Below are 23,326 nucleotides of genomic sequence, written 5' to 3'. Positions count from 1 at the left end.
AGAGAGGTGCCTGCTGACCTGCGAAGATGGGAGTTACCACACCACCATCACGCACTATCAGCAAGGCACCTCGTAGATGAAAGTTTCCCACACCCCGGCGGCGGTCTCTGCTGCGTTCGATGACCGGAATCTGATCGCGTATGCGGGGCTGGTCCCGGTGATGCGGCTGGCCGAGCGGTGCGGTCTTTCGCGCCTGACGGCGCAGAAGGTGAAGCTGACCGGGGCGGGCAACGGCGCGGGTGCGGCGGCGGACGCCAAGGTCACCAGCATCGTGGGCGGTATGGCCGCAGGCGCGGACAGCATCGACGACCTTCACCTGCTGCGGCACGGTGCGATGCCGGCCGTGTTCGACGGTATCCGTGCCCCGTCCACGCTGGGCACGTTCCTGCGCGCGTTCACCCACGGCCATGCGCTCCAACTCCACGCCGTGCACCGCAGGTTCCTCGGCGCGCTGGCCGCACACACGCCGCTGCTGCCGGGCGCCGGTGTGACGGCGTTCATCGATGTCGACTCCACCCACAAGCGCGTCTACGGCCGCACCAAGCAGGGCGCGGAGTACGGCCGGTTCAAAGGGATACGCACCCTGCACCCGCTGCTCGCCACGATCTGCACCCCGCACTCCCGGCCGGTGACCGCCGCGGTCCGGATGCGCCGCGGCAAGGCAGCAGACGCCCGCGGCGCCCCGAAACTCGTGAGCGAGGCCCTGGCCACCGCCGTCGAGGCGGGCTGCACCGGCATGCGGATCCTGCGGGCGGACTCCCAGTTCTACAACGCCGGTGTGATCGCAGCCTGCCGCCGGGCCGGAGCCCGCTTCTCCATCACCACTGGCATGAACCCGTCCATCAAACGGGCCGTCCTCAGCATCCCCAACGATGCCTGGCAGAAGATCAGTTACCCGAACGCGGTGGAAGATCCAGACACCGGTGATCTCATCTCGGACGCCGAGGTCGCCGAGATCCCCGCATACACCGCGTTCGCCAGCCGCAAGAAGAGTGAGCGCGTCACGGCCCGGCTGATCGTGCGCCGGGTTGTCGGCGTACACGTGAACGTGCATAGCCGCGTACGGATGAATGTGCAGAGTTCTTGATGTGCTGAGAGACGGTCCCCGGCACGCTGCTGCCTGTTGTCCAAGGTTGCAGAGAAGGGGTGGGCCATGGTCTTGGACCCGCAGCGCTGGCTTGAACTCCGGCGTTTCCGCGGTCTGGTGGAGTCCGGGGCGATGAGCCTGTCGGAGGTCGCCAAGGAGACCGGCCTGAACTGGCGGACGGTCAGCAAGTACCTGTCCGCCGACGGGTCGTCTGCGCCACCGCGCCGGACGGCGAACGGGCCCGTACGCAAGCGGGTGGTCGACGAGGTCGCACCACTGATCGACGCGATGCTGCGGGCCGAGGTCTTGATGAAGGCCGCAGTGATTCACGAGCGGCTGGCCAGGGAGTACGGGTTTACGGGGAACTATCAGCGGGTCAAGCTCTACGTTCAGGAAGCCCGCCCGAGGATCGCGGAAGAACTGGGCATCACACCGCGGGAGCTGGCGGGTATGCACCGCCGGTTCGAGGTGATCCCGGGCGCCCAGGCTCAAGCGGACTGGGGTGATGAGGGCGGGGTCCTTGCTCACCTGGGGATCCCGAAGGTCTACTCGTTCCACATGGTGCTGTCGTACTCGCGTGACCCGTTCTGCTGTTTCACCACCAGCCTGGACCTGCAGACGTTCTTCGACTGTCACCGGCGGGCGTTCGCGCACTTCAATGGGGTGCCGATGACGATCGTCTACGACCGGACCAAGACCGTTGTCCGCCGCCATGTCGCCCCCGGCGAAGCGGTCCCGCTGCATCCGGAAGCCGTCGGCTTCGCCGGCCACTACGACTTCGACATCGACGTGCTGGCCGCCTACCGGCCGCAGGGCAAGGGCCGGGTCGAGCGGCAGGTCCTGATTGTCCGCGACCACGTCCTGTCCGGACGGGCCTTTTCCTCCATCGAGGAGATGGACGCGGCGTTCGCCGCCTGGGTGCCGCAGCGACGGGCCCAGATCCACAAGACGCACCGCGAGGTGATCGGGCATCGGGCCGCCCGGGACCACGCGGCCCTCAAGCCGCTGCCGCCGACCCCGTATCTGGTGGCCGAGCGGCATCTGCGGCCAGTCGGCAAGGACTGCCTGGTCGCCTTCGGCGGCAACCTCTACTCGGTGCCGGCCCGCAAGGTCCGCCCGCGCCAACTGGTCGAGATCAGAGCCACGAAGTCCCAGGTCGTGCTCCATTCCACCACCCCCGACGCCGACGGGGAGACGTTGCTGGCCATGCACCAGCGGGCGGTCGGTCGCGGCGTCCGCGTGGTGGAGGAGAAGCACTGGGACGGCCTGCCCACCGGCCAAGGACGCCGGGTCACCACCGGTGACGTCCCGGCCCGGCCCCGTCACGAGCGTCCTCCGGGCGAGGAAACCGGCCCCTTGCAAGCCCTGCTGAACCGGGCTGCAGCCACCCGGGTCGAGGTCGGCCGCCGACCGCTTTCGGTCTATGACGAGCTCACCGGCACCCGCCCCTTCACCACCCACCCGAGCACGAGGGAAACGTCTTGAGCGAGCTGGTCTCCACCCGCATCCGCGCCACCGCCGGCAAGCTCGGCCTGCCCCACCTGGCCGAAGCCATCAGCGAGTACACCCGGCGTGCCGACGAGGGAAAGATGGGCTACCTCGACTTCCTCGACCTGGTGCTGTCCGAGGAACTGGCCGTGCGCGATGACCGCCGCTTCCGCCAGGGACTGCGGCTCTCCAGGCTCCCGCACCACAAGACACTGGACGAGTACGACTTTTCATTCCAGCCCGAACTCGACCCGCGCAAGGTCAAGGACCTCGCCACCCTCTCCTTCGTGGAAGCCAAGGCGAACGTGGCACTCCTCGGGCCGCCCGGAGTCGGCAAGACCCACATCGCCATCGCCCTGGCCGTCGCGGCCTGCCGGGCTGGCTACTCGATCTACTTCACCAGCCTCGACGACATGGTCCGCAACCTCAAAACCGCCGAAGCAGCCGGACGACTGAGCAACAAACTCGGCACCTACCTGCGGCCGAGCGTTCTGGTGGTCGACGAAGTCGGCTACCAGCCCCTCGAACGCGCCGAAGCGAACCTGGTCTTCCAGGTCATCTCCAAGCGTTACGAGAAGGGCTCGATCATCCTCACCTCGAACAAGACCTTCAGTGAATGGGGCCAGGTCTTCGGCGACGAAGTCCTCGCCACGGCCATTCTCGACCGCCTCCTCCACCACTGCGACGTCGTCCCCATCAACGGCCCCAGCTACCGGCTGAAGAACCGCCTCAAGGCCATCGAGCGCGAGACTGAAGTCGCCTGACACCTCTGCACGTTCAAACGTACGCAGCTGTGCACTTCAGCTCGTACGCCGACACGGGTCCGTGACCTGGCCAAACCCGCCGTCGTGGGAGAACAGGGCGAGCTGTTTCCCGTCTGGCGCTACCACCCCTTCTTCACCGACAACCCCGCCGGGACACTCCAGGCCGAACGGGAACACCGCCACCACGCGGTGGTGGAACAGGTCATCGCGGACAGCAAAGCCGGCGCGCTGGTCCACCTGCCCTCCGGGCACTTCCACGCCAACTCGGCCTGGCTCACGCTGTGGGCGATGGCCTACAACCTGCTGCGGGCCGTCGGAGCACACGCCTCGGCCTTCCACGCGAAGGCAACCACCGCCACACTCCGGGCCCACCTGGTCCACGTCCCGGCCCGGATCGCCCGCTCCGCACGGCGCATCACCCTGCACCTGCCCCACAACTGGCCCTGGCAGCAAGCCTGGACGCATATGTTCGCCATCACGCACGGCCCACCGGGACTGATCTGACACCCCTGTCCACCCCGCCCTCAAGGCCCGACCGGAACCGAACCCGTGGAAAAGCTGGGCAGACCAGCAGATACCACCTGCCCCAAACCGAGCACCGACCCGGCACCAGCTCAGAAAACCGTTAGAAGATCCTTTTCAATCCAAGGCGGTGGATTCAGGCTAAGCATCGCGTGCGACCTACTGGGACGACGAGAAGGCCGTGCGCCTGCTGGTCGAGTACTTCACCCGACGACGCTCAAGCGGTGACCTGTTCTATTCCGGCGCGCACTTCGAGCGCCTGGGCGGGGGCGGGGACGCCGAGCACGTCGCGGACTGCTTCGACAGCAATGACCTGGTGGCAATCACCACGCTCAGTGTCTCCCTCGAGCCGCACGGGGCGATGAACTTGCTGACCGACCCCGACGGGCACTGAGCGCGCCTGCTGTCGCTCATCCCTCCTGACGCGCGCTTGGAGAATCCTGGAAGCGATGCGCTCATGGAGGAGGGCGGACCCGCGTGGGAGTTATGGGAACGCCTGGCCGGCAGCAAGCAGTACCCCAGCAAGCCCGACGGCAGCGGTCCGGTTGTCGCAGTCAAATTGCTGGCCCGCAAGCGTCCCCACCTCATCCCCATCTACGACATCCGCATCAAGCAGCTGTTCGAGCGACCGAAGGCGGACCACTCCTTCTGGGCCGCGCTGGCTGCGGCCCTGCGGGCGGACAACGGCGCCTTCCACGATCAGTTGGTCTGTCTCCGCGACAAGGCGGGTATCGGTGAGGACAGCGGCGTCCTGCGTGTGTTCGACGTCATCGCCTGGATGCATCAAGGTCGGCAGGGTCAGGTCGCGACGAGCTGAGCTGTGAGGTGGAGTGTGGCGGGTCGGCCCATGGGAGGCCATCGAGGCTGACAATCCGAACCCTGTCCTCAAATTTGACGTGTTTCCGATGACGCATCATGTGGAGTGCGTGGCGATCCTCGAACCGGCCGTGAAAGGCTCCTGACCTGCGGTTTTGTGCGTGCGCATTATGTGCGGTGTGGGCGTTACGGGCGATATCTTGACGCTCATTTGACGCTCGTTCTGATGGGGTGTCAGGTGCTCTGTTCTGCTGGTCAGACGCTCTGCTGACTACGTGAGCATGGTGGCGTGTGGAGGGCTCGTGGCGCTGAGCGGCGCAGCGCTGCAGCCGCTCCATGGAGGCTATCTGTGGTGGCCCCGGGATGGTGAGCTCGGCAGGCGTCCGCTTGCGCGGCTAGAAAGGGCGTCTCCGTTGCTCGGAGTGAGCCAGGCGCTGCTCCGCAGGGCACGTGCCCTGCGGTCTGCCGCTGCCGCGATGTCGGCGTTGCCCGTAGCTCGCGCTTGCTGCCCCAGGGCGGTCAGCCAAAGTTGGGGCTTTCCTGTTTCCCCGACTGCATGCAAGATCGGGTCGAGCAGCAGGTCCGGGTGGCCGATCACTCCGTGCCGCAGGGAGTTCGCGAGCAGCGGTTCGCTGTCCCCGGCCCGCAGCAGCTTCCGGACACCGCTCAGCCGTTGTTGGTCGGAGGCCCCGGTGAGAACGCGGTGAAGGAATCCCGGCGCTTCGCGGTCCACGATGGCCAAGAGGCGCGCAGTCACCGCGTGCGGATGCATGCTGCCCCAACGCGCCAGATCGCTGGGGGGATAGAAGTCCGCCAGCACCTGTTCCAGGCGCGGGCACTCGTCGCCGTCGCGCACGGGGAAGGGGTAGCACAGTAGGCGCGCGAGCGTGGATACGGCCTCGGTTCCGGTCGTCGGCGAGAGCAGTGCCTGCACAGCTACTGCCTGCCGCATCCGTGCAGGCGAGATGTGCAGCCCGGCCTCTTCCAGGGCTGCCTTCCAGTACTTCCATTCGTGCCAGAGGACCACGTCCTCGGGCGTCTCGCCAACCGGCACCGTGTTCCCGCGCAAGTCGAGCGACCGGAGCAGCGCCCCAAGTACGTTCACATGCAGTTCCAGATAGGTGCGGCATGGACGCGGCCGGGCTGCCAGCGCCGCCAGGGCTTCAACCTTCAGGGTCGGCGGTGTGTAGGGGCGGGACGGCCCTGCCGGAAGGGATACCAGGTGTTCGGCCAGGGGGCCGGCGATGCGCTCGTACCGCTCCTCGAGCCCATGAGAATCCGATCCCAGTGGCTCGGTGAGCTCCAAGGGGCGTCGCGCGCAGATCCCGACGCGGGACAGATCGATGTCCGAACGCAGTTGCTCCCACCATACACCGGCCGATCGGGCAAGGAGCAGGATACGTACCTGCGGGTCGCCGTGGTGTGCGAGGAAGGAGCGCAGCAGACGGTGCACCTGTTCCTGGCGGGCCTCCGCGTAGTCGACGACGATCAGGGTGGGGAACGCCCCGGTGAAGAATTTCCGGTGCTCTTCGGGGTCTTGCGGGCCATGCTCGGCGAGGAACCCGGTAATCCACCCTGGCTGGGACCACGGGCCTTCCCCGGTGCGCATGCTGCCCAGCACGCGGATCAGCTCGACTGCCAGCCGGGTCTTCCCCCATCCCCCGGGGGCAGTGACCAGCTGTACCGGCTGCGCCGGAGAGTTCGAGTCCAGACATCACGCAAGCAGCTCCGACAGTTCCGCGTCCCGACCGTGGAACGGCGTGACCGCCTGCCTCGCGTCCAGGAGATAGGAAGGTGGCCTGGGAGGGTGTGGTGGGCGCTCGTAGAGCGACTGCAGCTCCACGGACTCCGGCGTCGCCACTGGCCGGCCCGCCGCATCGGCCAAGAGGTCCCGGAAACCGGGGACTTCGAGGAGTCGCCAGACTGGCAGGGCCTGCAGCCTGGTGCTGCTCCATCGACGCGGCGCCCGGGTCACCAGCCCGGCGACCACATCTGCGCAAAAGACAGCTGCGCCGGACAGTCCGCGCCATCGCCCGAGACCGCGACCGCCCACCTGCGGCGGAATACGGTCGAGTTCGATCTCGTAATGTCCATCGAATACCCCCGTATTGGGATTGATCCGGCCTGCCAGCCCTTGCGTGTCTCGCGCCGAGTCGCCATTCTCGTCGTCCGCCCGGACAAAGCCCACCACCGAACAGTGCGCTGGCACGGCGGAGTCCTGGCCGGTGAGCCTGCCCCATCGTGCATGCCGTAAGTCCGCTGGCAGGGCGCCGTCGAAACGCAGCAAGGCTGCGTCCAACTCCGTGGAGACCCATACGGGTTCGGCCGGCGCCCCTGGAGAATTCGCCGGGGCCATCGGACGGATCGTGCACCCGGCAGCGCCCCCGATCACGTGTGCTGCGGTCAGCACCAGACCGGGCGCCACGATGTAGCCCGATCCGCTTCGCCCACCGGCAGACGGCCATCCCGCGGCGCCAACCTCCACCACGCGGGCCCTGGCGAACACGCCCTCGCCCCTCTAGCCGTCCTGACCCGTGCTGCCCGGGGACGGCCGGGGTGGCAAGACGGCACCGCCGTCATCCGAGATGAGTCCCCCGTCGGCGACATTCAGTACCACCTTGACACGGTTGGACTCCGTGTGCGCCCGGTCGTGCGCAGCGTTCGCGGAGACGACCATCGCCTTTACTCCGCCGTCGCCCCGCGTTGAGCGGCGCAGTTCGACGCTGAACTCCAACTCCACCTGCTCAACGGTGAACCGCAGACCGCTCGACGCGTTGCCTGCACGTTGCGCGTCGGCCAGACCCGCGCGCACGGCCTCGATCGCCTGGGACAACTCTGTTCCGGACCCGTCCACCATTTCCCCCACGAGAGTCACCACACTCAACTGTGGAATCTATTGCACGCCGATGAGCTGCTTCCGGCTTCACCCCGTCGAATGGAACATCGGCGAGGTCGCCGGCCACCTGGCCGCCCACTGCCTGCGTCGGGGCACCGAACCGCACCACGTCAGGGAGAACGAGACGCTCCTCGACCAGTTCTCCGCCGAACTGGACTCCATCGGCGTCGAACGCCACTGGCCCGCGCCTGCCGGGTATTGACCGGCCTTTCTTCGCCGAATCCGGATGGGCACCAAGGGCCGGGACGTGTGCTCACTTTTCAGAAGAATTTACCTGGGTCCAGGTCCGAGCCATCGACTGGGCGACAGCCGGACCGAGGGTACGGGTGGCGGCATGGTCGATTTCATCGAAGTCTTCCGTGTACCGCTTCGTGAAGCGCCCGAAAAGCCTCCGCAGGGCGAGACCTGCGATTCCCAGAGGAACCATTGCCGCTGAGATGACCAGCAAAAGTAAATCGAGGGTGTTCCTGGTGAGGGTATTCCAGTAGCCAAGGTCCGAGGGAAGGGCGACCGTGCCGGTATCCTTCGGGTCGTACACGACTACCATGGTGTAGCCGTCCCTCACCTGATGTGTCTTGAATTTCAGCGGCGATTCAACAGAACGCCCGCCGGACGGGGTAAAGCGTACCCAGCAGGTGACGGACAGCTCGCCACCGTTTTCGTCGTGGAGGGCTTGCCGGCATCTCGTGACAGCCGCGTGGGTCTGGACCCCGCGACTCTTCAGGGCGGATATCACCTTGGTGTGGTTCGGTATGGTGAATACCATGATCGTGACGAAACCGCACAGCCCCACAACAATCATGGTGATGGACGTGATCGTGAGATATCTGAGCAGATTGCATGGACGCGCGGGCTTCGTACTCATCGGCTCCCTGACGTAATTGAATCAGTCGATACTGGTCTACCCCGTCGATCCGAGGCGCGATCGTTTCGTGGCAGGCCAATTGACCACAACTCAGGTGCGGACCGTCATCCTTCACCGGCTACCGGCCCGGGCACACTCGGATAATCTCAAGGCATGGCTGCGAAGTACTACCGAGACGAGCGCGCGGCCGCCCGCCACCCCGCACTGATCTCCAGGTCGTCCCAAGGTGTCGAAGAGGGCTATCGACTCGTAGGCCCAGGCGGACCACTCACTCCGATCATCAGCCACGTGCAATGGCTGGACAACCATCCGGACGGCCCCGACACGCACGTGATGATCTCCTTCGAGGACGGTACGAACGTCGAGTTCCCCTTCGATGTCCAACTGTCTGCCATCTGGTACGACGAGCAACGAGCCGTCAACGAGACGGACTTGCTGGAGGCGGCTCCCGGTGTGTGGGGTGCCCCCGCTGAACCCTGGCGTTAGGCGTGCCGCCGAGGGTTATGACGCCGCCGGTCGAGGTCGACAGCGACGCCGGGAGGCCTCCGACTCCCGCGGCAGCACACCATCCCACTCAAGTTACTCTCCCGGCGTCCAAGGCGGTTACGTAGCAGGGCTGTTGCAAAGTCTCTTGATCTTGTGTGAGTGCAGATCAGGCGAGTCCGATGAGGTCCAGGGGACGGCGGAAGCTGTCGTAGGACATCGCGCGGAGGCCGGCTGCAATGTTCGTGTGGCCGTCGGCTCGCAGGGTGTTGATGGCGAAGCTGCGGAGGGTGGCCATGTTGTCCGGGCCGTGTCCGGTGCGGATCTTGGAGGCGTCCTCGGCGAAGGTCGTGTCCCGGACGAAGTGGAGCCGGTTCTCGATGGTCCACTGCGAGCGAATGATCTTCGCGATGCGCTCGGGGGATGCCTGGCGGCTGGTCAGGTCAGTGATGACGTAGAGGGTCTCGCGGCTGCGTTTGCCGGTCGTGCGCTGAATGCGGTGCGGACGATCTACGCGACCTGGACCGCGTGGGGGAAGTCGACGCCGAGGTCGGCGATGGTCAGGACCTGAACCACCCGGGTCTCCAGACGACCGTGTGCACGGGTGCGGTCGTAGAACTTCGCGCTAGCCTTCTGCCAGGGCAGGGCGGCGAGTTGTCCGTGCAGGCTCTTCTGGTTGCGCTTCACGGTGAAGACGTAGTGCGCCGTCTTCTCCTCGACGAGGAACCGGGCGTGATCGCGCTGGCGGTGCAGGGCATCTGCGGTGACGGTGACGCCGGTCAGGTCATAGGGCGCCAGCAGGTCGGCGAAGCAGGTGATCTCGTTCGTCTTGTCCGGCACGCGCAGCTGGGTGACGGTCAGGCCGTCGCCGGTGATCGCGGCCAGCAGGTGGGCGGCTGGCGTGTCGCCGTGGCGCGAACCGCAGGCGCTCTTGCCGTCCACCGCCAGGGTGTCGGCCTCGGCGGGATCGTGGCCGAGCAGATCGGCCAGGCCGCCGGGACAGGCGGTGTTCAATACCCGGCGGATCGTTGCCGTACTCGGTGTGACCCGGACACCGAAGACCGTCGCGGTCCGGGCCCCGAGCCGGGCCAGCGCGTCCTGTGGCGCGTTCCGCGCCCACTGGCCGATGGCGGCGAAGGACCGGGCTCCGGTCAGTACCGCCGAGCAGGCCACCAACAGCACACTCACGAACGGGTGACGCTTCCCCCGCCGATGGCGCGGATCAGCCAAGGTCCGCAGCCGCAGGGAAAGTTGTCCGATCGCCCGGTGCCGACGGGTCGGCGACTTGATCAGGCAGACGGTGGCAGACTGGCGGCACATCGAAGCTCCGGCCCATGCAGGCGACTTGATCGGTTACCGGCATCAACCGGAGCTTCGTTGTGTACGAACCGGGCACACCACGCATCGTCATACCGCCGTGACCAGCACCGTCACCAGCTCACCCGGACTGAAATCACCCTGGCCAGCGACGATGTCGGCATCAAGACACATCGACGGACGGCGGAACGCTGCCCTCGCCATCCTGCCTGATCGCATCGCGCACGGCCTTCCAGCCTGCAAGGCAAGCATCGAAGTCCACTGCGACTTCCCGGACCTCCTTGGTCGCGTAGTCGCACCATAGCAGGCGGGCGCCGGCTTCGCCCGAGCGCACGAGATAGGCCTCCTCGGCATCGAAGAGCTCGGTAGCCTCGGGCAACGCGAAGTAGCTGCGCGGATGGGCGTCGGCTGCGGCGAACGCCGGCCGCAGGCCTTCGCTGTGCCATGCGTGCAAGCCGGCGAACAGCGTTGCGGCGCCCATGCCGGCCGCGGCGTGCAGCACCGGCTGCGGCGCCAGCTTCTTCAGCATGCCGTCGATCGTGCCCTGAACCAGCCCGACGACCGACCAGGCGTCCGGATCGCCGATCTCGCCGGGCGGCGCGGTCACACGAATCCGGCAGAAGCGATGCGCGCTGTCGCTCGACGTCTCGGCGGTCCAGCGCCACGCGAGGGAAATGACTTGCTCCGTCATGACCCGCAGGGTATCTGCACCTACTTGATCGGTCACCGGCATCAACCGGAGCTTCGTTGTGTACGAACCGGGCACACCACGCATCGTCATACCGCCGTGACCAGCACCTTCACCAGTTCACCCGGACTTTGAAATCACCCTGGGTTACGTAGGTTCCCGGTTAGTACTCCAGCAGGATTTTGCAGTCTGACCTGCGGGTTTCGGTGGGTGGCTGGAGTGTAGCGGGGTGTGGAGTGGTCAGGGGCGGTTTCACGGTGGCCGCCCCTCGATCGTGCGACAACGCCGCAGGTATTAACGGCGGGTGGGAAAGCTCCCTACGTGATCACCGAGCATGTTGCCGAGCAGTGGGACCTTGAACTGGACGACCTCTTCGTGACCATCGGTCACCGCTTCAGCCGTGTGGAACTTCGCCGCCGCATGCGTGACTACGTGCGCGGGCTGCTCGCCCCGGTGGCCCGGAAGAACAGCTGGCAGCTGGCCGAGCAGGCAGGCCACGCCACCCCCGACGGTCTGCAGCATCTGCTTGCCGGCGCGAAGTGGGAGCCCGACGACATCCGTGATGAACTGCAGGAATACGTCGCCCATAAGCTTGGCGAGGACGACGGAGTCCTCATCATCGACGACACCGGGTTCATCAAGAAGGGCACCACCTCCGCCGGGGTCCAACGCCAATACTCCGGGACCGCCGGTCGCACCGAGAACTGCCAGATCGGTGTCTTCGCCGCCTACGCCACCGCCCACGGCCGGGCCTTGATCGACCGCGAGCTGTATCTCCCCAAGTCCTGGACCGAGGACCGCGAACGCTGCCGCGCGGCCAAGGTCCCCGACGATCGGGACTTCGCCACCAAGGGCGAACTGGCCCGGCACATGGTGCTGCGTGGCCTCGCCTCGCCGCTGCCCATCACCTGGGTCACCGCGGATTCCGCCTACGGACAGGAGAGCCGCTTCCGCCGGCTGCTGGAGCAGTCGGGCGTCGGCTATGTGCTGGCCGTGCCCAAGTCCCAGTTCACCGTGGGTTGTCCCCGCATCGAGGGCCTGTTCGCACAGGCCCCGGCCGAGGCGTGGGAGAAGATCTCATGCGGCAACGGGGCGAAGGGACCGCGCGTCTACCACTGGGCGGCGGTGCGACTGCCGGCTGTCGCCGAGTTCGACTACCAGGGCGAGGTCCCTCACCGGATGCGGTGGGCGCTGGCCCGTCGCAGCATCCGCAAGCCCGACGAGATCGCCTACTACCTCGCCTACGCCCCTTTGGAGACCACCGTCCAGGAACTGGTACGGATCGCCGGGACGCGCTGGGCGATCGAGGAGTGTTTCCAGGCCGCGAAGAACGAGTGTGGCCTGGACCAGTACGAAGTCCGCCGTTACCCGGGTTGGTACCGGCACATCACCCTGGCGATGCTCGCGCACGCCTTCCTGGCAGCCACGGCACACCGGGCCCGGGAAAAGGGGGCAAAACCGGTGAGGCAGCCGGGACCATCGAGCTCACAGTGGCGGAGGTTCGGCGACTCCTGGCAGCTTGTCGACCCCAACCCCCGCACCTGCGCGGACGTCAAGGCCGACACCACGCGGTGAGCTGGTCGAACTGGCGCCGACGACGCCAGGCAGTCGCCCGCCGCTGTCATTACCTGCGGCGTTGTCGCACGATCGAGGGGCGGCCACCGTGAAACCGACCCTGACCACTCCACACCCCGCTACACTCCAGCCACCCACCGAAACCCGCAGGTCAGACTGCAAAATCCTGCTGGAGTACTAATGGGAAGCGAAGGTCGGCGGGAGCTGATCTTCAGGGCGCGAGCCGAGCCTTTGAGTATGCCCGGACCTCAGAGTCCTGTTGACAAGACGAGGCTGGCTCGCGCCCAGCAGCCTGGACCTCAAGTGGGCAAGAACAGGTACAGATCCGTCTCCGACGGCATTCACGTGGTCCCGTTGGTGCAGGCAAGCCCGTATCTGACTGCTCCGCGGTTTGCTGTCCGTAGTCCGAGCCGGTTGTGCGGATCACCTCTCACCTCTGCCTGAGCCTGCAGCTCTGACACAGATCGAGGACCGTATGACTCGCTGGGGTTGCGAACGGCTGGTGGGATGACGTGCCATGAGCACTTCCATTAGGGAGCACGCGCACCCTGCACAGGCTCTGGCCTGGGAAAAGAGCCGCGACGAAGGAGGGCCGGATGGAGATCGTCGGGTTACCGACGCCAGTGTTCTGTGGGGTGGACTGGGCCGAAGACCACCACGACATAGCCCTGGTTGACGCCGGGGGAAAGCAACTCGCCAAAGTGCGGATCAGTGACGACGCGGCGGGGTTCGCCCAGCTCACGGCCCTGCTGAATGAACATGGCGATAGCGAGGACGCCCCGATCCCTGTGGCGATCGAGACATCGCGCGGGCTCCTCGTCGCCTGCCTGCGGGCCACCGGCCGACCGGTCTTCGCGATCAACCCGCTGGCAGTCGCCCGCTATCGGGACCGTCACTCCGTCGCCCGCAAGAAGTCAGACGCCGTCGACGCCGCGGCCCTGGCCAACATCCTGCGAACCGACATGGCCGCCCACCGGCCGCTGCCCGCGGACTCCGAGCTCGTGCAGGCCATCGCCGTGCTCGCGCGGGCCCAACAGGACGCCGTCTGGGCCCGCGGCCAGGCCCAGAACAAGCTCCGTTCTCCACTCAGGGAGTTCTACCCGGCGATCCTCGACGCCTACGCCCAGCACAAACACGGCCTGTGCTCGAGAGAAGCCCGCAGCATCCTGGCTGCAGCCCCGACCCCGACCACGGCAGCGAAGCTGACACGTCGGCGCCTGCAGTCCCTGCTCAAGCAGGCCGGCCGGGTCCGCGGCATCCAGACCGAAGCCGAAAGGCTCCACGAAGTCTTCAAGCGCGAGTATCTCCACCAGCTCCCGCAGGTCGAAACAGCCCTCGGGCATCAGACATCCGCCCTGCTCAGGCAGCTGAACACCGCCTGCGACAACGCTGAACAGCTCGAAGAAGCCGTCACGCAAGCCTTCGCAGAGCATCCCGATGCCCCGATCATCCGCAGCTTTCCCGGACTTGCCTCACTGACCGGCGCCCGGATCCTGGCAGAGATCGGCGATGACCGGACCCGCTTTGCCAACGCCGGGTCGCTCAAGGCCTACGCAGGAAGCGCCCCGGTCACCAGGTCCAGCGGCAAGAGCTGCATGGTCATGAGTCGGAAGATCAAGAATCAGAGATTGGCTGCCGTCGGCTATGTCTGGGCATTCGTCTCCCTTACCCGCTCACCAGGCGCCAGAGCCCACTACGACCGCCGCCGACAGGCCGGCGACCGCCACGTCGCCGCACAGAGGAACCTCTTCAACCGCTTCATGGGAATGCTGTTCTACTGCCTCCAGAACGGTCACATCTACGACGAAGCAATCGCCTTCCCGCAGCCGTCACCCGAACTTGCTGCAGCCGCGGCTTGACGCTTATCGGCGTGGGATGTCTTGTCGCCGGCCGCTGCGTCCGGCCGGATCCTGGGGCGGCCGACGGGACCGCGCACCTTGATCTTCTCCAGAACGGGGATGAAGCGCGGACAGCCCGCGCTTCATCCCCGTTCTGGAGAAGATCAAGGTGACACTTACCGGCCAAGTGAGTTGCTCCGCGCATCACGGCCCGGGGCAGCGGCGGCCGCAGCCCCGGTGCGGACGCTCGCCCCGGGGACGAGGTCGACCCGGCAGGCGACGGGCGTGACCCGTGCGACGCGGAGACGACGTTGATCAGCCAACAGTCTCGATCAGCCTGATGCGGGCAACACCCTTCCTGACATGCTGGGCGGCATGGTGACTCTCGATGGCAAGCCAGTATCCGCCGACGACCTGTTCCCGCTGGCCCTGACCAACCTGGGCCACTTCACCTCGATGCGTGTGGAAGCCGACGGCACCATCCGCGGACTGTCTCTCCACATGGAACGCCTCGTACGGGACTGCGAGGCCGTCTTCGGTACCGGCCTGGACACCGGGCGCGTTCGCGACTTCGTCCGCCAGGGCCTGGGTGGGCAGGACCTGCCCTGCGTCGTTCGCGTCACGGTCTACGACCCGAGCATGGATCTGGGACACCTGGCGGATGCCGTCGAGCCGCACGTGCTGGTGTCCGTGCGTGCGGCGGGCACGAGGTCCCCTGCGCCACTGCGTGCCATGAGCGTCACGTATGAACGAGATCTGCCCCGCGTCAAGCACGTCGGGCTCCTCGGCTCCCTGCATGCCCGCCGCACGGCGCAGCTCGCCGGATACGGTGACGCACTGTTCGTCGGCCGCGACGGTTGCGTTTCCGAGGGCAGCACCTGGAACGTGGGCTTCGTCGAGCGGGACGGCACCGTGGTGTGGCCGCAGGCCGACGTGCTTCCGGGCGTCACCACTGCGCTTCTTCAGGAGCGTGCCGAGCACCGGATCGCCCCCGTCACCCTGGAGCAGGCCAAGAGCATGGACGCTGCGTTCGCGACGAACACAAGCGTGGGCGTCCGACCCCTGGCAGCGATCAACCGCGCCGAACCCGCCACGGAGCACCTGGTGTTGAGCCGCCTCAATGAGACGTACCTGTCGATTGCCGGCGAGACGCTGTAGCCGTCGGACCGTCAGGGGCGGACGGCCGCAGCACCACGATGCGACCGGCATCGGCTCGCCGGGCCTTCGTCGAGGCCCGCAGAGCCGGTGCCGGAGCTGCACCCGAACCCGAACCCGAACCGGAACCCGCACCCGAGCCCGCACCCGAACCCTCTTTGACCGCGGCCGCCGCTCGAAGTTCCGCCCGCACAGCGGAACGTGAGCATGCGCGGCAGCCCCCACCAGGCTTCACTTCCGCGACGGTGCCATCGGCAGCCGGCACGGCTGCCCCGGCACCGAAGGTCCGCGCAGCCGCCGGGAGGCGGTCCAGTGCGCTCCGTCGGGGTACGGGCGGCGGCGTGCCGAGGGCCGTGCAGCACTCTTGACAAGTCGAATAGATGCAGGTCACGCGGGCTTGTGGCCTGCAGTCAATGCCAAAGCTTTACGTTTTATCACAGGCGATATAGAGTGCGATCAACTCGCCGAACCGCGACGGCTCGAAGGAGAATCTATTGATGGGTGCATAGGTATGTGCGCAGGTGCTGAAGTTTTGATCCGGAGTATCGCCGCGAAAGTGGCGAAGGGGGTACGTGGTGACGCAGCATGTCCCGCCGAAGAGCGAAATCAGAATGTACCGACCACAAGTAGAGACGTCCTCGTTGGACCGTCTCCGAGAGGTTCTTGAATCCGGCTGGATCGGACTCGGACCCGTTACGAAGAGGTTTGAAGAAGAGTTAGCAAGCGCGAATGTGCTTGGCAAGCATCCGGTCGCCGTAAATTCCGGCACCGCAGCTCTCCATCTTGCGCTTGTTGTGGCAGAAGTGCCCAAGGGGAGCGCCATCATAGTTCCCGCCAACACATTCGTCTCGACAGCATCAGTGGCACTTCAGCATCAGTGCCGGGTGATTCTCGCCGACATTGAACGCGCAACGGGAAACATCGATCTGGAGTCGGTGCGGGAAATCCTGGAGACCGAGCCGGACGTCAGCGCCGTCATCGCCGTCCACTACTCGGGGATCCCCTGCGACATAGCAGGATTGAACGAGCTGTCCAAAAAACACGGAGTGACGGTCGTCGAAGACTGTGCCCACGCCATCGGCTCGATGTGGCGGGGACGTCCGATGAGCGAGTCACCGCATATTCAAGCCTATTCTTTCCACGCGACGAAACCCCTCGCCGTCGGTGAAGGCGGATGCGTCACCTTCCCCGATGCCGCCTCCGCGGAGCGGGCGAAACGACTGCGCAGACTCGGGATCGACATGGGCGCCCGGTCCTGGGGGAACCCGTACGACATCCCCGAGCTGGGGTTCAAGTACAACATGGGCGACATCGCGGCGGCGGTCGGTCTCGCGCAGCTCGAAGGCCTGCAGGGCAAGCTGCAGAAGCGCACGTCGATCGTGCGTCGCTACCGGGAGCGGCTGGCCGGCCTGCCGGTGGAACTCGTGCGGGAAGCCGATGACTCCGATCGGTCCGGGGGCTTCGCCGTGCCCGTTTTGGTCAAGGACCGGGAACGCGTACGGAAGGAACTCGATTCTGCTGGAATCGAATCCGAAATCTACTTCAGGCCACTCGGTGAATTTCCGCTCGGCTCTAGCCGCCCCACACCCGTGGCGGAGCGCTTTTCCCGAGACGTTATCTGTCTCCCCATCCATCCGCTGATCAGCCTCGACGAGATCGACTACGTCTGCGACCGGCTAAGCGAATGCGTGACATGAACGCGTACACGACGAGGAGTATACGTGGCATTCATAAAACCAGCGCTCAGGGTGATCGGTACAGTACGGAATCTGCGCTCGGAGTGCTTACGGCGGCGTAATTTGCTGACCGCCCGTGCTTTTCCCGTTCCGTTGACCGAATTACGGTCGTGGTCCATCGGGGAAGATGGGGCATTGGCGCACGAGACAGGCCGATTCTTCCGGATCATTGGCGCAAGACACCTGTCGGATACGAATCATCCAGTCGAACAGCCGCTCATCGAGCAGAGCGAAGTCGGAATGCTGTGCCTCTTCGTCGCACAGTTCGAAGGTCAGTTCCACGGCCTGATCACCTTCAAATTCGAGCCGGGCACTCCGGACGGCATCGAAGTCGCACCCACCGTGCAGGCCACGCGCAGCAACTACGAAGCCGCGCATGGCGGAAATCGGGTTCCGGCCGTTGAAATCGCGCTGTCGGAGGAAGTGCGCACGCTTGCCGATTCTGTGCAACGCGAACAGGAATCGTGGTTCCTCGGAAAGGTAAACCGAAATCGCATAGTCCTGCTCGACGCGCAGGAAGCCGCCGATATCGCTCGGACCGTCCCGGAAAGTAGTTGGGTGCCGATACCGGTTCTGCTGGAGGCGGCGTTGGAAAGCCGCCTTCTCAATATGGATCTGCGGTCGGTCCTGTCCATGTGGCCGCTGGAGGCCACGACGTCTCTGAACGACCCCGTCCCGGTGACGAGCAGACCGCTACCGGACGGACAAGATCCCACATCGCCGGGCTCGAACCCCGAACTCGTGCCACTGGACAGCCTGTCGCACTGGCAAATAGCGGAAAGCATCGAGCACCGGCAGCGTCGATTCTTCTCCATCGTGGGCTGCCGCGTCGAAGGACAAGGCCGTGAGGTCGCGTCCTGGGACCAGCCGCTGCTGGCACCGGTCGGCATGGGCCAGTGCACGCTGCTGATCCGGCCCGGTCCCGACGGCCCGGAATTACTTGTCTCGGAACGAGTCCGGATCGGGTCCCTCCGCGGACCCAGTCTCGAGGCGCGGTTCCAGCGAGGCGATATCGCAGACCACACCACGGAGTTGCGGCGCCGATCGATGATCGCGGAATCGTCGGGTCTGGTCCGCTGCCGCGAAATCCATTCCGCGGTCCACGCCGAGGAGGGCGGCCGGTTCCACGGTGCCATCGCCACCTACCAGTTGGGGCTGCTTCCCGACGCCGTTGAGGAGCAGCCGACCGGCCCGTGGACCACCCTGAAAGAGCTGGAGGCGCTCGGCCAACACGGTGACCGGCTCAGCGTCGAGCTGCGCACCTGTCTGACGATGATCAAGGGTCTCATCGCGAGCGGAACCCTGAAACCATGATCGCGGCGCTGGGAAATTCCGAGTACCTGAGCCGGAGGACCGCTCCACTGCTCCGGGAACTCAACGGCACGCACGGTCCTCTCCTCGTGGGGACCGATCATCCACGAAGCACTCGCTCGGCCGTACCGATCGACGGGATCGAGGTCATGGACCGCGAGGCGGTGCTGGCCCGTCCGAACGTCGACGCCGTCTATGTCTCCAGTGCGACCGGCCGTCATTTCGACGACTGCCGGGCGGCCCTGGCCGCCGGGAAACACGTGCTGGTGGAGAAGCCGGTCTCGTTGGCGGCTGCGGAGGCCCGCGAGCTGGACTCGATGGCTCGTGCCTGCGACCGCACGGTCTTCGAGTGCCTTTCCTACCCGTACCATCCCGGCTGGACCGATTTCCTCGCCCGGGTGCACGTCGAGGACTGGGCGGACTCTGTGTCCGTATCCGCGGTGTTCCGCATACCGGGACGAGAACCGACGGACTTTCGTCGGCATCCTCGGCACGGAGGTGCCGCCGCGGACCTGGGGACCTATTGCGTCGACGCGCTGGTGCGGCTCGGTGCTGTCGCCGAAGACCTCGACATCGGAGCGCTGCTGTTCGGGGACTCGGAGACCGACGGCGGCGCGGCGATCACGAGGCGACCGATCGGCGGGCGGACCTTCACCTACACCGGCTCGTGGGCCATCGGTGACTCCTACGCCAACAGCGTTGTCGTCGCGGACCCTTACCGGCGTCTGGAACTGCTCCGTGCGTTCTCGCCGCGGGTGGACACTCCGGGCCTGGTCGTCGCGAGAAGGGCGGACGGAGAAGAGCCGACCGTCGTCGCGACCTCCGAGCCCACCAACGCGACGCGGGCGTGCCTGACCGCAGGCATGAGGCACCTTCGGGGCTCGAAGGCGGCGGGGCTGGTCGACTGTCCGGCCATTCTGCGCCGCATCGCCGCGCTGGGAGAAGCAACCGCAACCACTCTCGCGTAACCCACACCTCTCGACCGTCGATCAACCACGGCCCCGAAGAAGGCGGTAGGCAATGGGGGAAACGAACCCTGTCAAAGAACGAGTTGCCGGAATCGTGCTGGTAGGAGGCACAGGATCCCGGCTGTTTCCGGCGACACGCGTAGTCAACAAACATCTCCTTCCGGTTTACGACAGGCCGGCGATCGCATTTTCCATGGATGTGATGACAGAATGCGGTGTCGATACTCTGGTCCTCGTCTGCAACGCGGCGGACGAAGAGATTTACCAAAGCATTCCGGCCTGGCTCGGATACGCTGATATCGAAATCCGGACGGTGGTCCAAAAAGAGCCGAATGGAATCGCCGGCGCCATCACCTGTGCCCGGGAGTATCTGGAACCCGAAGGGTACGAACGTATCGTCGTTGCGCTCGGGGACACCCTGTACGTGCACAGTTCGACCTGGGCAGGGGAGATCCTCACGCAGGCCGACGACACCGGATGCGGCGCTGCGGTCGCGGTCATCGAACACCCCAATCCAAAGGATTTCGGGGTTGTCGAGAGCATTGCGAACGGAACGGTCGTCAGTGTTCAGGAAAAGGCCGACGTGCATCACAGTAGTCAGGTGTGCACGGGTCTTTATTCTTTCGACAGCTCGATATGGAAGAGGCTGGAGTCCATCGTCCCATCGCTTCGGGGTGAATTGGAAGTGACGTCTCTGCTCGAGTCCTACATCGACGACGGAGGCCTTACCGCAGTCGCAGTTCCCGAGGAAGCCGGGTGGTTCGACGTAGGCACCCCCGACCGCCTGGTCAATGCCGCGATCGCCCGTCGGAAACTACTCGGCTAATTTCCGCCATACATCAGGGAGATTAAATTGACTGTTCAGCAGGACATCAACGACACCTCGTCCGAAGAGCTCGACAAGATCGTCATCAGGGACGCCACGGAAGCGGACCGAGCGGTCATCCAGGGCCTCCTGCATGGTTCCCTCAGGCGGAACTACGACGGTGATCACGTCGCTCAGGCCGATCGCATCATCGACGCACACCTCGGCGGTGGTGCGGATCCCGTGGGCCACTTCTCGAAGACTCAGCACGTCTACGTCGCCGAAGCCGCTGGCGAGGTGGTTGGCGTCATGAACATTGCCGAAAAGCGCCAGGGCACGATGAAGATCAGTCCGCTCATCGTCAACCCCGACTTCCGCGGCTCCAACGGCGCCGGATCTGCGCTGCTCGCGAAGTCCGTCGAGGTGGCGAAGGAGCGCGGCATCCGGCAGCTCTACGGCACCGTCGCCGAGCCGAGTTCCTGGATCGAGACGTTCTACCTGAACCGCGGCTGGACGTGCGGTTCGCAGTCGAACAGCCAGTACCGTCCCGGCGTCGTGGAACACGCGATCTACTACGACATCGACGGTGACGAGGCCGGCACCGTACGGGAGCCGCTGAAGTTCGAGGAGTACTCCCCGTCCAAGTACGAGGAGCTCGAAGGGTTCCTGACCTCCCGCATGGATGCCTTCGTCGAGGGCATAGACGAGGACTTCGTCCGCGCCCTGGTGGCAGGGCACGAGCGGCGGAATTCGCGCGAGGTGGAGTCCAAGTACAAGGAGATATTCCTCGGTTACGCATCCGACGTCCTCAGTTCCGTCGTCGCGTTCGGACCGAAGAAGGGCGGCGCGGTCAAGCTGATGCCGCTGAGCGCAACGTCGCAGAGCGCGCTCCAGGAAACCCTCAGGTTCGCGCAGTCCTGGGCCGAGGGACGTACGCACAAGCTGTACACGCACCAGCACGTGGATCCGGCGGTGGTGACTGCCTTCCAGAGTGAGATGTGGACGCTAGAGGGGCTGCTCCCGGAAGCGTATTCCGCGGGAAAGGTAGCCGCGCAGTGGGGTTGGCTCGCCGGTGAGACCACTCATCTGGGTCGCAACTCCGACCGTTTGAAGGCCTACACCGAGCGCTTCCTGACGTTCGTTCAGAACCGGGGCTGGGGCGAGCTCGAAGAGGCGCGCAGCCTCGCGATGGCGGTCGGCGGCGAGGCCGGCGAGCTGCTGGCTGAACTCCAGTGGCTCAGCGAGGCCGACGTCGTCGAACTGCTTCGCACGGACAGGGAGTTCAAGAACAAGCTGTCCTTCGAGGCTGCGGACATCCTCAACTACCTGATTCGCTTCGCGCGCTACTGCGACTTCGACCTGATCGAGGCGGCGGACAAGAAGCTGGCTGTCAACATCGACCGATTCCCGGTGGAGGAGGTCCACGGCTTGAAGGGGAAGCGATACAAGGCCAACCGCTGAGCTCGGCAAGGCCGGTCGGTAGGACGAGGAGTCGAAGCCAGTGAACATTCTATTCGTGTGCAGCGTGTACTACCCGGTGACCGGTGGCGCACAGGACCCCATCGACCAACTCGGGGCGGAGCTGGTCGCACGTGGACACCACGTGGACGTGCTGACGCGGCACGTGCCCGACACCACACGGAAGGAAGAGGTGCGCAATGGCGTGCGCATACACCGGGTCCCCAATCCGGTGTTGCCCTCCGACTTCCAAGCACTGACGGCCGAGCTGCAGGAATTCATCCGAAGCGTCCGGAAGCCGGATGTCATCCACGTCGTCGGCCTGCGTCGGCCGCTTCCGATGATGGCTGAGCTCCTGGCCTGTCTGTGGCACGTGCCGGTCATCCAGACCGTCGGCGGCTACGACATTCCCGACGTGGTCGATCCCGATCCGCGGCTCGTCTGGTTGACCGGGCGGGACTTCGTTCTCCCGGCCATGCGGCGGGCGGACCTGCTGAACGCGGCGTCGGACGACCTCGCACGGCAGACCGAGCTGATGGTCGGTGAAAGGGCCCCGGTACCGACGCTCTACGTGGGTATCGACCACGAACTGTTCAGCACCGCGGCACCCCACCAGAGTGCGGGCGCCCAGGGGCCCTACGTGCTGTCGCTGCGACGTCTTGAGCCCGCCAAGTCCGTGGACAGGACGATCGAGGCGATCAGCCTCCTGAAGGACGAGATCCCGGAGCTCCAACTCGTCGTGGCCGGGGACGGCAGTGAGCGGGCCGCACTGGAGGAGTACGCCGACCGGCTCGGTCTGAGCTCCCGCGTCCACTTCATCGGGGAGGTGCCGATCGAGGAAGCCGCTTCCCTGCTGAAGGGCGCGTTCGCTACCGTCGTCGCCTCGAAGTCGGAGGGCGGCGGCCTGGTCAACGTAGAGGCCCAGGCCGCCGGTTGTCCGGTGATCGCCACCCGGGCAGGTGGCATCAGCGAGTACCTGGGGGGCGAGTCGGGCGCGCTGTACGTGGACGCGCCGGACGGCGGATTGATCGCGCAGGCGCTGCGGAGCCTGTGGTTCGACCCCGATGCCCGGGAGCGCCTCGTCGCGGCCGCGCGTCCCCTGTCCGAGCGTCTGTCCAATCGTTCGCTGGCATCGGAGTACACGGCGCTCTACGCGGAACTGGCGGCGACCGGTCAGGCACGGGAATTCGTGCCTTGGGACATGATCACCGCCGCTCTGTGGGAGGAGATCTCCGTCCTCGCGGGGCGGAACCCCACCCTGGACGACGCCTGGCGAGTGCCGCGGGCGATCGAGGACCTCGTGCTGTCGACGGCGGATGCGGACTTCCGCGCGCTTGGGCACGGAGCACAGGCCTTCTACTACCTGGCCTGGTCCAGTGGCGTGCCGGTCGAGGAGCTGCGAAAGGTGTGCGAGTTCGTGCTGCGGGCGACCGAGGACCTGCCGAAGGCCACCGTCGCCGCCGGACTGGAGCATGCCGCGGACTGGGGGCGCTTCGACATCGAGAGTTGCCTTGGATACATCCGGAATTAGGAGACGAATGTCGCAGGGTTCTA

The 23,326-nt window shown here is 65.8% G+C and carries 22 protein-coding genes and 2 pseudogenes; 16 read left to right on the top strand and 8 right to left on the bottom strand.

Going from position 1 to position 23,326, the window contains the following annotated elements:
* Window positions 1–76 precede the first annotated feature (76 nt).
* From NRF20_RS02105 to NRF20_RS02085, 5 genes and pseudogenes are all read left to right on the top strand, one after another.
* Complete coding sequence (locus tag NRF20_RS02105; protein WP_413751873.1) at window positions 77–1,087, top strand: IS1380 family transposase; 1,011 nt, start codon at window positions 77–79, stop codon at window positions 1,085–1,087.
* A 66-nt stretch (window positions 1,088–1,153) separates the two neighbouring features.
* Window positions 1,154–2,572, top strand: a complete 1,419-nt coding sequence (gene istA / locus NRF20_RS02100; protein WP_413751872.1) for an IS21 family transposase — start codon at window positions 1,154–1,156, stop codon at window positions 2,570–2,572.
* On the top strand, window positions 2,569–3,339 hold the full coding sequence (gene istB / locus NRF20_RS02095) for an IS21-like element helper ATPase IstB (protein WP_413751871.1): 771 nt from the start codon (window positions 2,569–2,571) through the stop codon (window positions 3,337–3,339). The genes istA and istB overlap by 4 nt, the downstream gene beginning before the upstream one ends.
* Before the next feature lie 84 nt (window positions 3,340–3,423).
* Window positions 3,424–3,843, top strand: a complete 420-nt coding sequence (locus NRF20_RS02090) for a transposase (RefSeq protein ID WP_413751870.1) — start codon at window positions 3,424–3,426, stop codon at window positions 3,841–3,843.
* Window positions 3,844–4,042: 199 nt separating this feature from the next.
* A pseudogene (locus NRF20_RS02085) lies at window positions 4,043–4,678 on the top strand (DUF6308 family protein).
* 342 nt (window positions 4,679–5,020) lie between these two features.
* Here NRF20_RS02085 and NRF20_RS02080 read toward each other — a convergent pair.
* The 3 genes from NRF20_RS02080 to NRF20_RS02070 all read right to left on the bottom strand — a co-directional run bounded on the left by NRF20_RS02080 (window position 5,021) and on the right by NRF20_RS02070 (window position 7,555).
* Window positions 5,021–6,286, bottom strand: coding sequence for a hypothetical protein (locus tag NRF20_RS02080; protein ID WP_413751869.1), 1,266 nt, complete (start codon window positions 6,284–6,286; stop codon window positions 5,021–5,023).
* Between the two features lie 105 nt (window positions 6,287–6,391).
* Entirely contained in the window at window positions 6,392–7,162 is a 771-nt protein-coding gene (locus tag NRF20_RS02075) for a trypsin-like peptidase domain-containing protein (RefSeq protein ID WP_413754511.1), read from the bottom strand.
* 33 nt (window positions 7,163–7,195) lie between these two features.
* Entirely contained in the window at window positions 7,196–7,555 is a 360-nt protein-coding gene (locus NRF20_RS02070) for a trypco2 family protein (protein ID WP_413754510.1), read from the bottom strand.
* 28 nt (window positions 7,556–7,583) lie between these two features.
* On the opposite strand from NRF20_RS02070, the gene NRF20_RS02065 reads away from it, so the two are divergent.
* On the top strand, window positions 7,584–7,775 hold the full coding sequence (locus NRF20_RS02065) for an FAD-dependent oxidoreductase (protein WP_413751868.1): 192 nt from the start codon (window positions 7,584–7,586) through the stop codon (window positions 7,773–7,775).
* Window positions 7,776–7,826: 51 nt separating this feature from the next.
* Here the strand turns inward: NRF20_RS02065 and NRF20_RS02060 are convergent, their stop codons facing one another.
* Window positions 7,827–8,438 (bottom strand): DUF3592 domain-containing protein, encoded by a 612-nt coding sequence (locus NRF20_RS02060; protein ID WP_413751867.1) that lies wholly within the window; start codon window positions 8,436–8,438, stop codon window positions 7,827–7,829.
* A gap of 153 nt (window positions 8,439–8,591) precedes the next feature.
* Here NRF20_RS02060 and NRF20_RS02055 point away from each other — a divergent pair, with 153 nt between their 5' ends.
* Complete coding sequence (locus NRF20_RS02055; RefSeq protein ID WP_413751866.1) at window positions 8,592–8,924, top strand: hypothetical protein; 333 nt, start codon at window positions 8,592–8,594, stop codon at window positions 8,922–8,924.
* A gap of 166 nt (window positions 8,925–9,090) precedes the next feature.
* On the opposite strand, the gene NRF20_RS02050 is transcribed toward NRF20_RS02055, so the two are convergent.
* The 4 genes and pseudogenes from NRF20_RS02050 to NRF20_RS02035 all read right to left on the bottom strand — a co-directional run bounded on the left by NRF20_RS02050 (window position 9,091) and on the right by NRF20_RS02035 (window position 10,929).
* Window positions 9,091–9,219 (bottom strand): hypothetical protein, encoded by a 129-nt coding sequence (locus NRF20_RS02050; protein ID WP_413751865.1) that lies wholly within the window; start codon window positions 9,217–9,219, stop codon window positions 9,091–9,093.
* A 30-nt stretch (window positions 9,220–9,249) separates the two neighbouring features.
* Window positions 9,250–9,417 (bottom strand): annotated as a pseudogene (locus tag NRF20_RS02045) (ISAs1 family transposase); the annotation flags it as partial.
* A gap of 14 nt (window positions 9,418–9,431) precedes the next feature.
* The gene (locus tag NRF20_RS02040) at window positions 9,432–10,109 is read right to left on the bottom strand and encodes an ISAs1 family transposase (protein ID WP_413751864.1); all 678 of its coding nucleotides are present in this window, start codon (window positions 10,107–10,109) and stop codon (window positions 9,432–9,434) included.
* Window positions 10,110–10,401: 292 nt separating this feature from the next.
* Window positions 10,402–10,929, bottom strand: a complete 528-nt coding sequence (locus NRF20_RS02035) for a hypothetical protein (RefSeq protein ID WP_413751863.1) — start codon at window positions 10,927–10,929, stop codon at window positions 10,402–10,404.
* A 318-nt stretch (window positions 10,930–11,247) separates the two neighbouring features.
* Between NRF20_RS02035 and NRF20_RS02030 the strand changes: the two genes are divergently transcribed.
* The 9 genes from NRF20_RS02030 (at window position 11,248) to NRF20_RS01990 (ending at window position 23,303) form a co-directional block, all read left to right on the top strand.
* On the top strand, window positions 11,248–12,501 hold the full coding sequence (locus tag NRF20_RS02030; protein WP_413751862.1) for an IS701 family transposase: 1,254 nt from the start codon (window positions 11,248–11,250) through the stop codon (window positions 12,499–12,501).
* 596 nt (window positions 12,502–13,097) lie between these two features.
* Complete coding sequence (locus tag NRF20_RS02025; protein ID WP_413751861.1) at window positions 13,098–14,360, top strand: IS110 family transposase; 1,263 nt, start codon at window positions 13,098–13,100, stop codon at window positions 14,358–14,360.
* Between the two features lie 354 nt (window positions 14,361–14,714).
* A complete protein-coding gene (locus NRF20_RS02020) occupies window positions 14,715–15,497 on the top strand; it encodes an aminotransferase class IV family protein (RefSeq protein WP_413751860.1) in 783 nt (260 codons plus the stop codon).
* A 572-nt stretch (window positions 15,498–16,069) separates the two neighbouring features.
* Window positions 16,070–17,191 (top strand): DegT/DnrJ/EryC1/StrS family aminotransferase, encoded by a 1,122-nt coding sequence (locus NRF20_RS02015; RefSeq protein ID WP_413751859.1) that lies wholly within the window; start codon window positions 16,070–16,072, stop codon window positions 17,189–17,191.
* A 24-nt stretch (window positions 17,192–17,215) separates the two neighbouring features.
* Window positions 17,216–18,544 (top strand): NDP-hexose 2,3-dehydratase family protein, encoded by a 1,329-nt coding sequence (locus NRF20_RS02010; protein WP_413751858.1) that lies wholly within the window; start codon window positions 17,216–17,218, stop codon window positions 18,542–18,544.
* Window positions 18,541–19,509, top strand: coding sequence for a Gfo/Idh/MocA family protein (locus NRF20_RS02005; RefSeq protein ID WP_413751857.1), 969 nt, complete (start codon window positions 18,541–18,543; stop codon window positions 19,507–19,509). Before NRF20_RS02010 ends, NRF20_RS02005 begins: the two co-directional genes overlap by 4 nt.
* 52 nt (window positions 19,510–19,561) lie before the next feature.
* The gene (locus tag NRF20_RS02000) at window positions 19,562–20,335 is read left to right on the top strand and encodes a sugar phosphate nucleotidyltransferase (RefSeq protein ID WP_413751856.1); all 774 of its coding nucleotides are present in this window, start codon (window positions 19,562–19,564) and stop codon (window positions 20,333–20,335) included.
* A 27-nt stretch (window positions 20,336–20,362) separates the two neighbouring features.
* Window positions 20,363–21,775, top strand: a complete 1,413-nt coding sequence (locus tag NRF20_RS01995) for a GNAT family N-acetyltransferase (protein ID WP_413751855.1) — start codon at window positions 20,363–20,365, stop codon at window positions 21,773–21,775.
* Window positions 21,776–21,815: 40 nt separating this feature from the next.
* A complete protein-coding gene (locus NRF20_RS01990; RefSeq protein WP_413751854.1) occupies window positions 21,816–23,303 on the top strand; it encodes a glycosyltransferase family 4 protein in 1,488 nt (495 codons plus the stop codon).
* The last annotated feature ends 23 nt before the right edge of the window (window positions 23,304–23,326 follow it).

The organism is Streptomyces sp. R-74717 (assembly GCF_047305335.1).
GTDB lineage: Bacteria > Actinomycetota > Actinomycetes > Streptomycetales > Streptomycetaceae > Streptomyces > Streptomyces atratus.
This window is presented reverse-complemented; position numbering and strand designations above follow the sequence as displayed.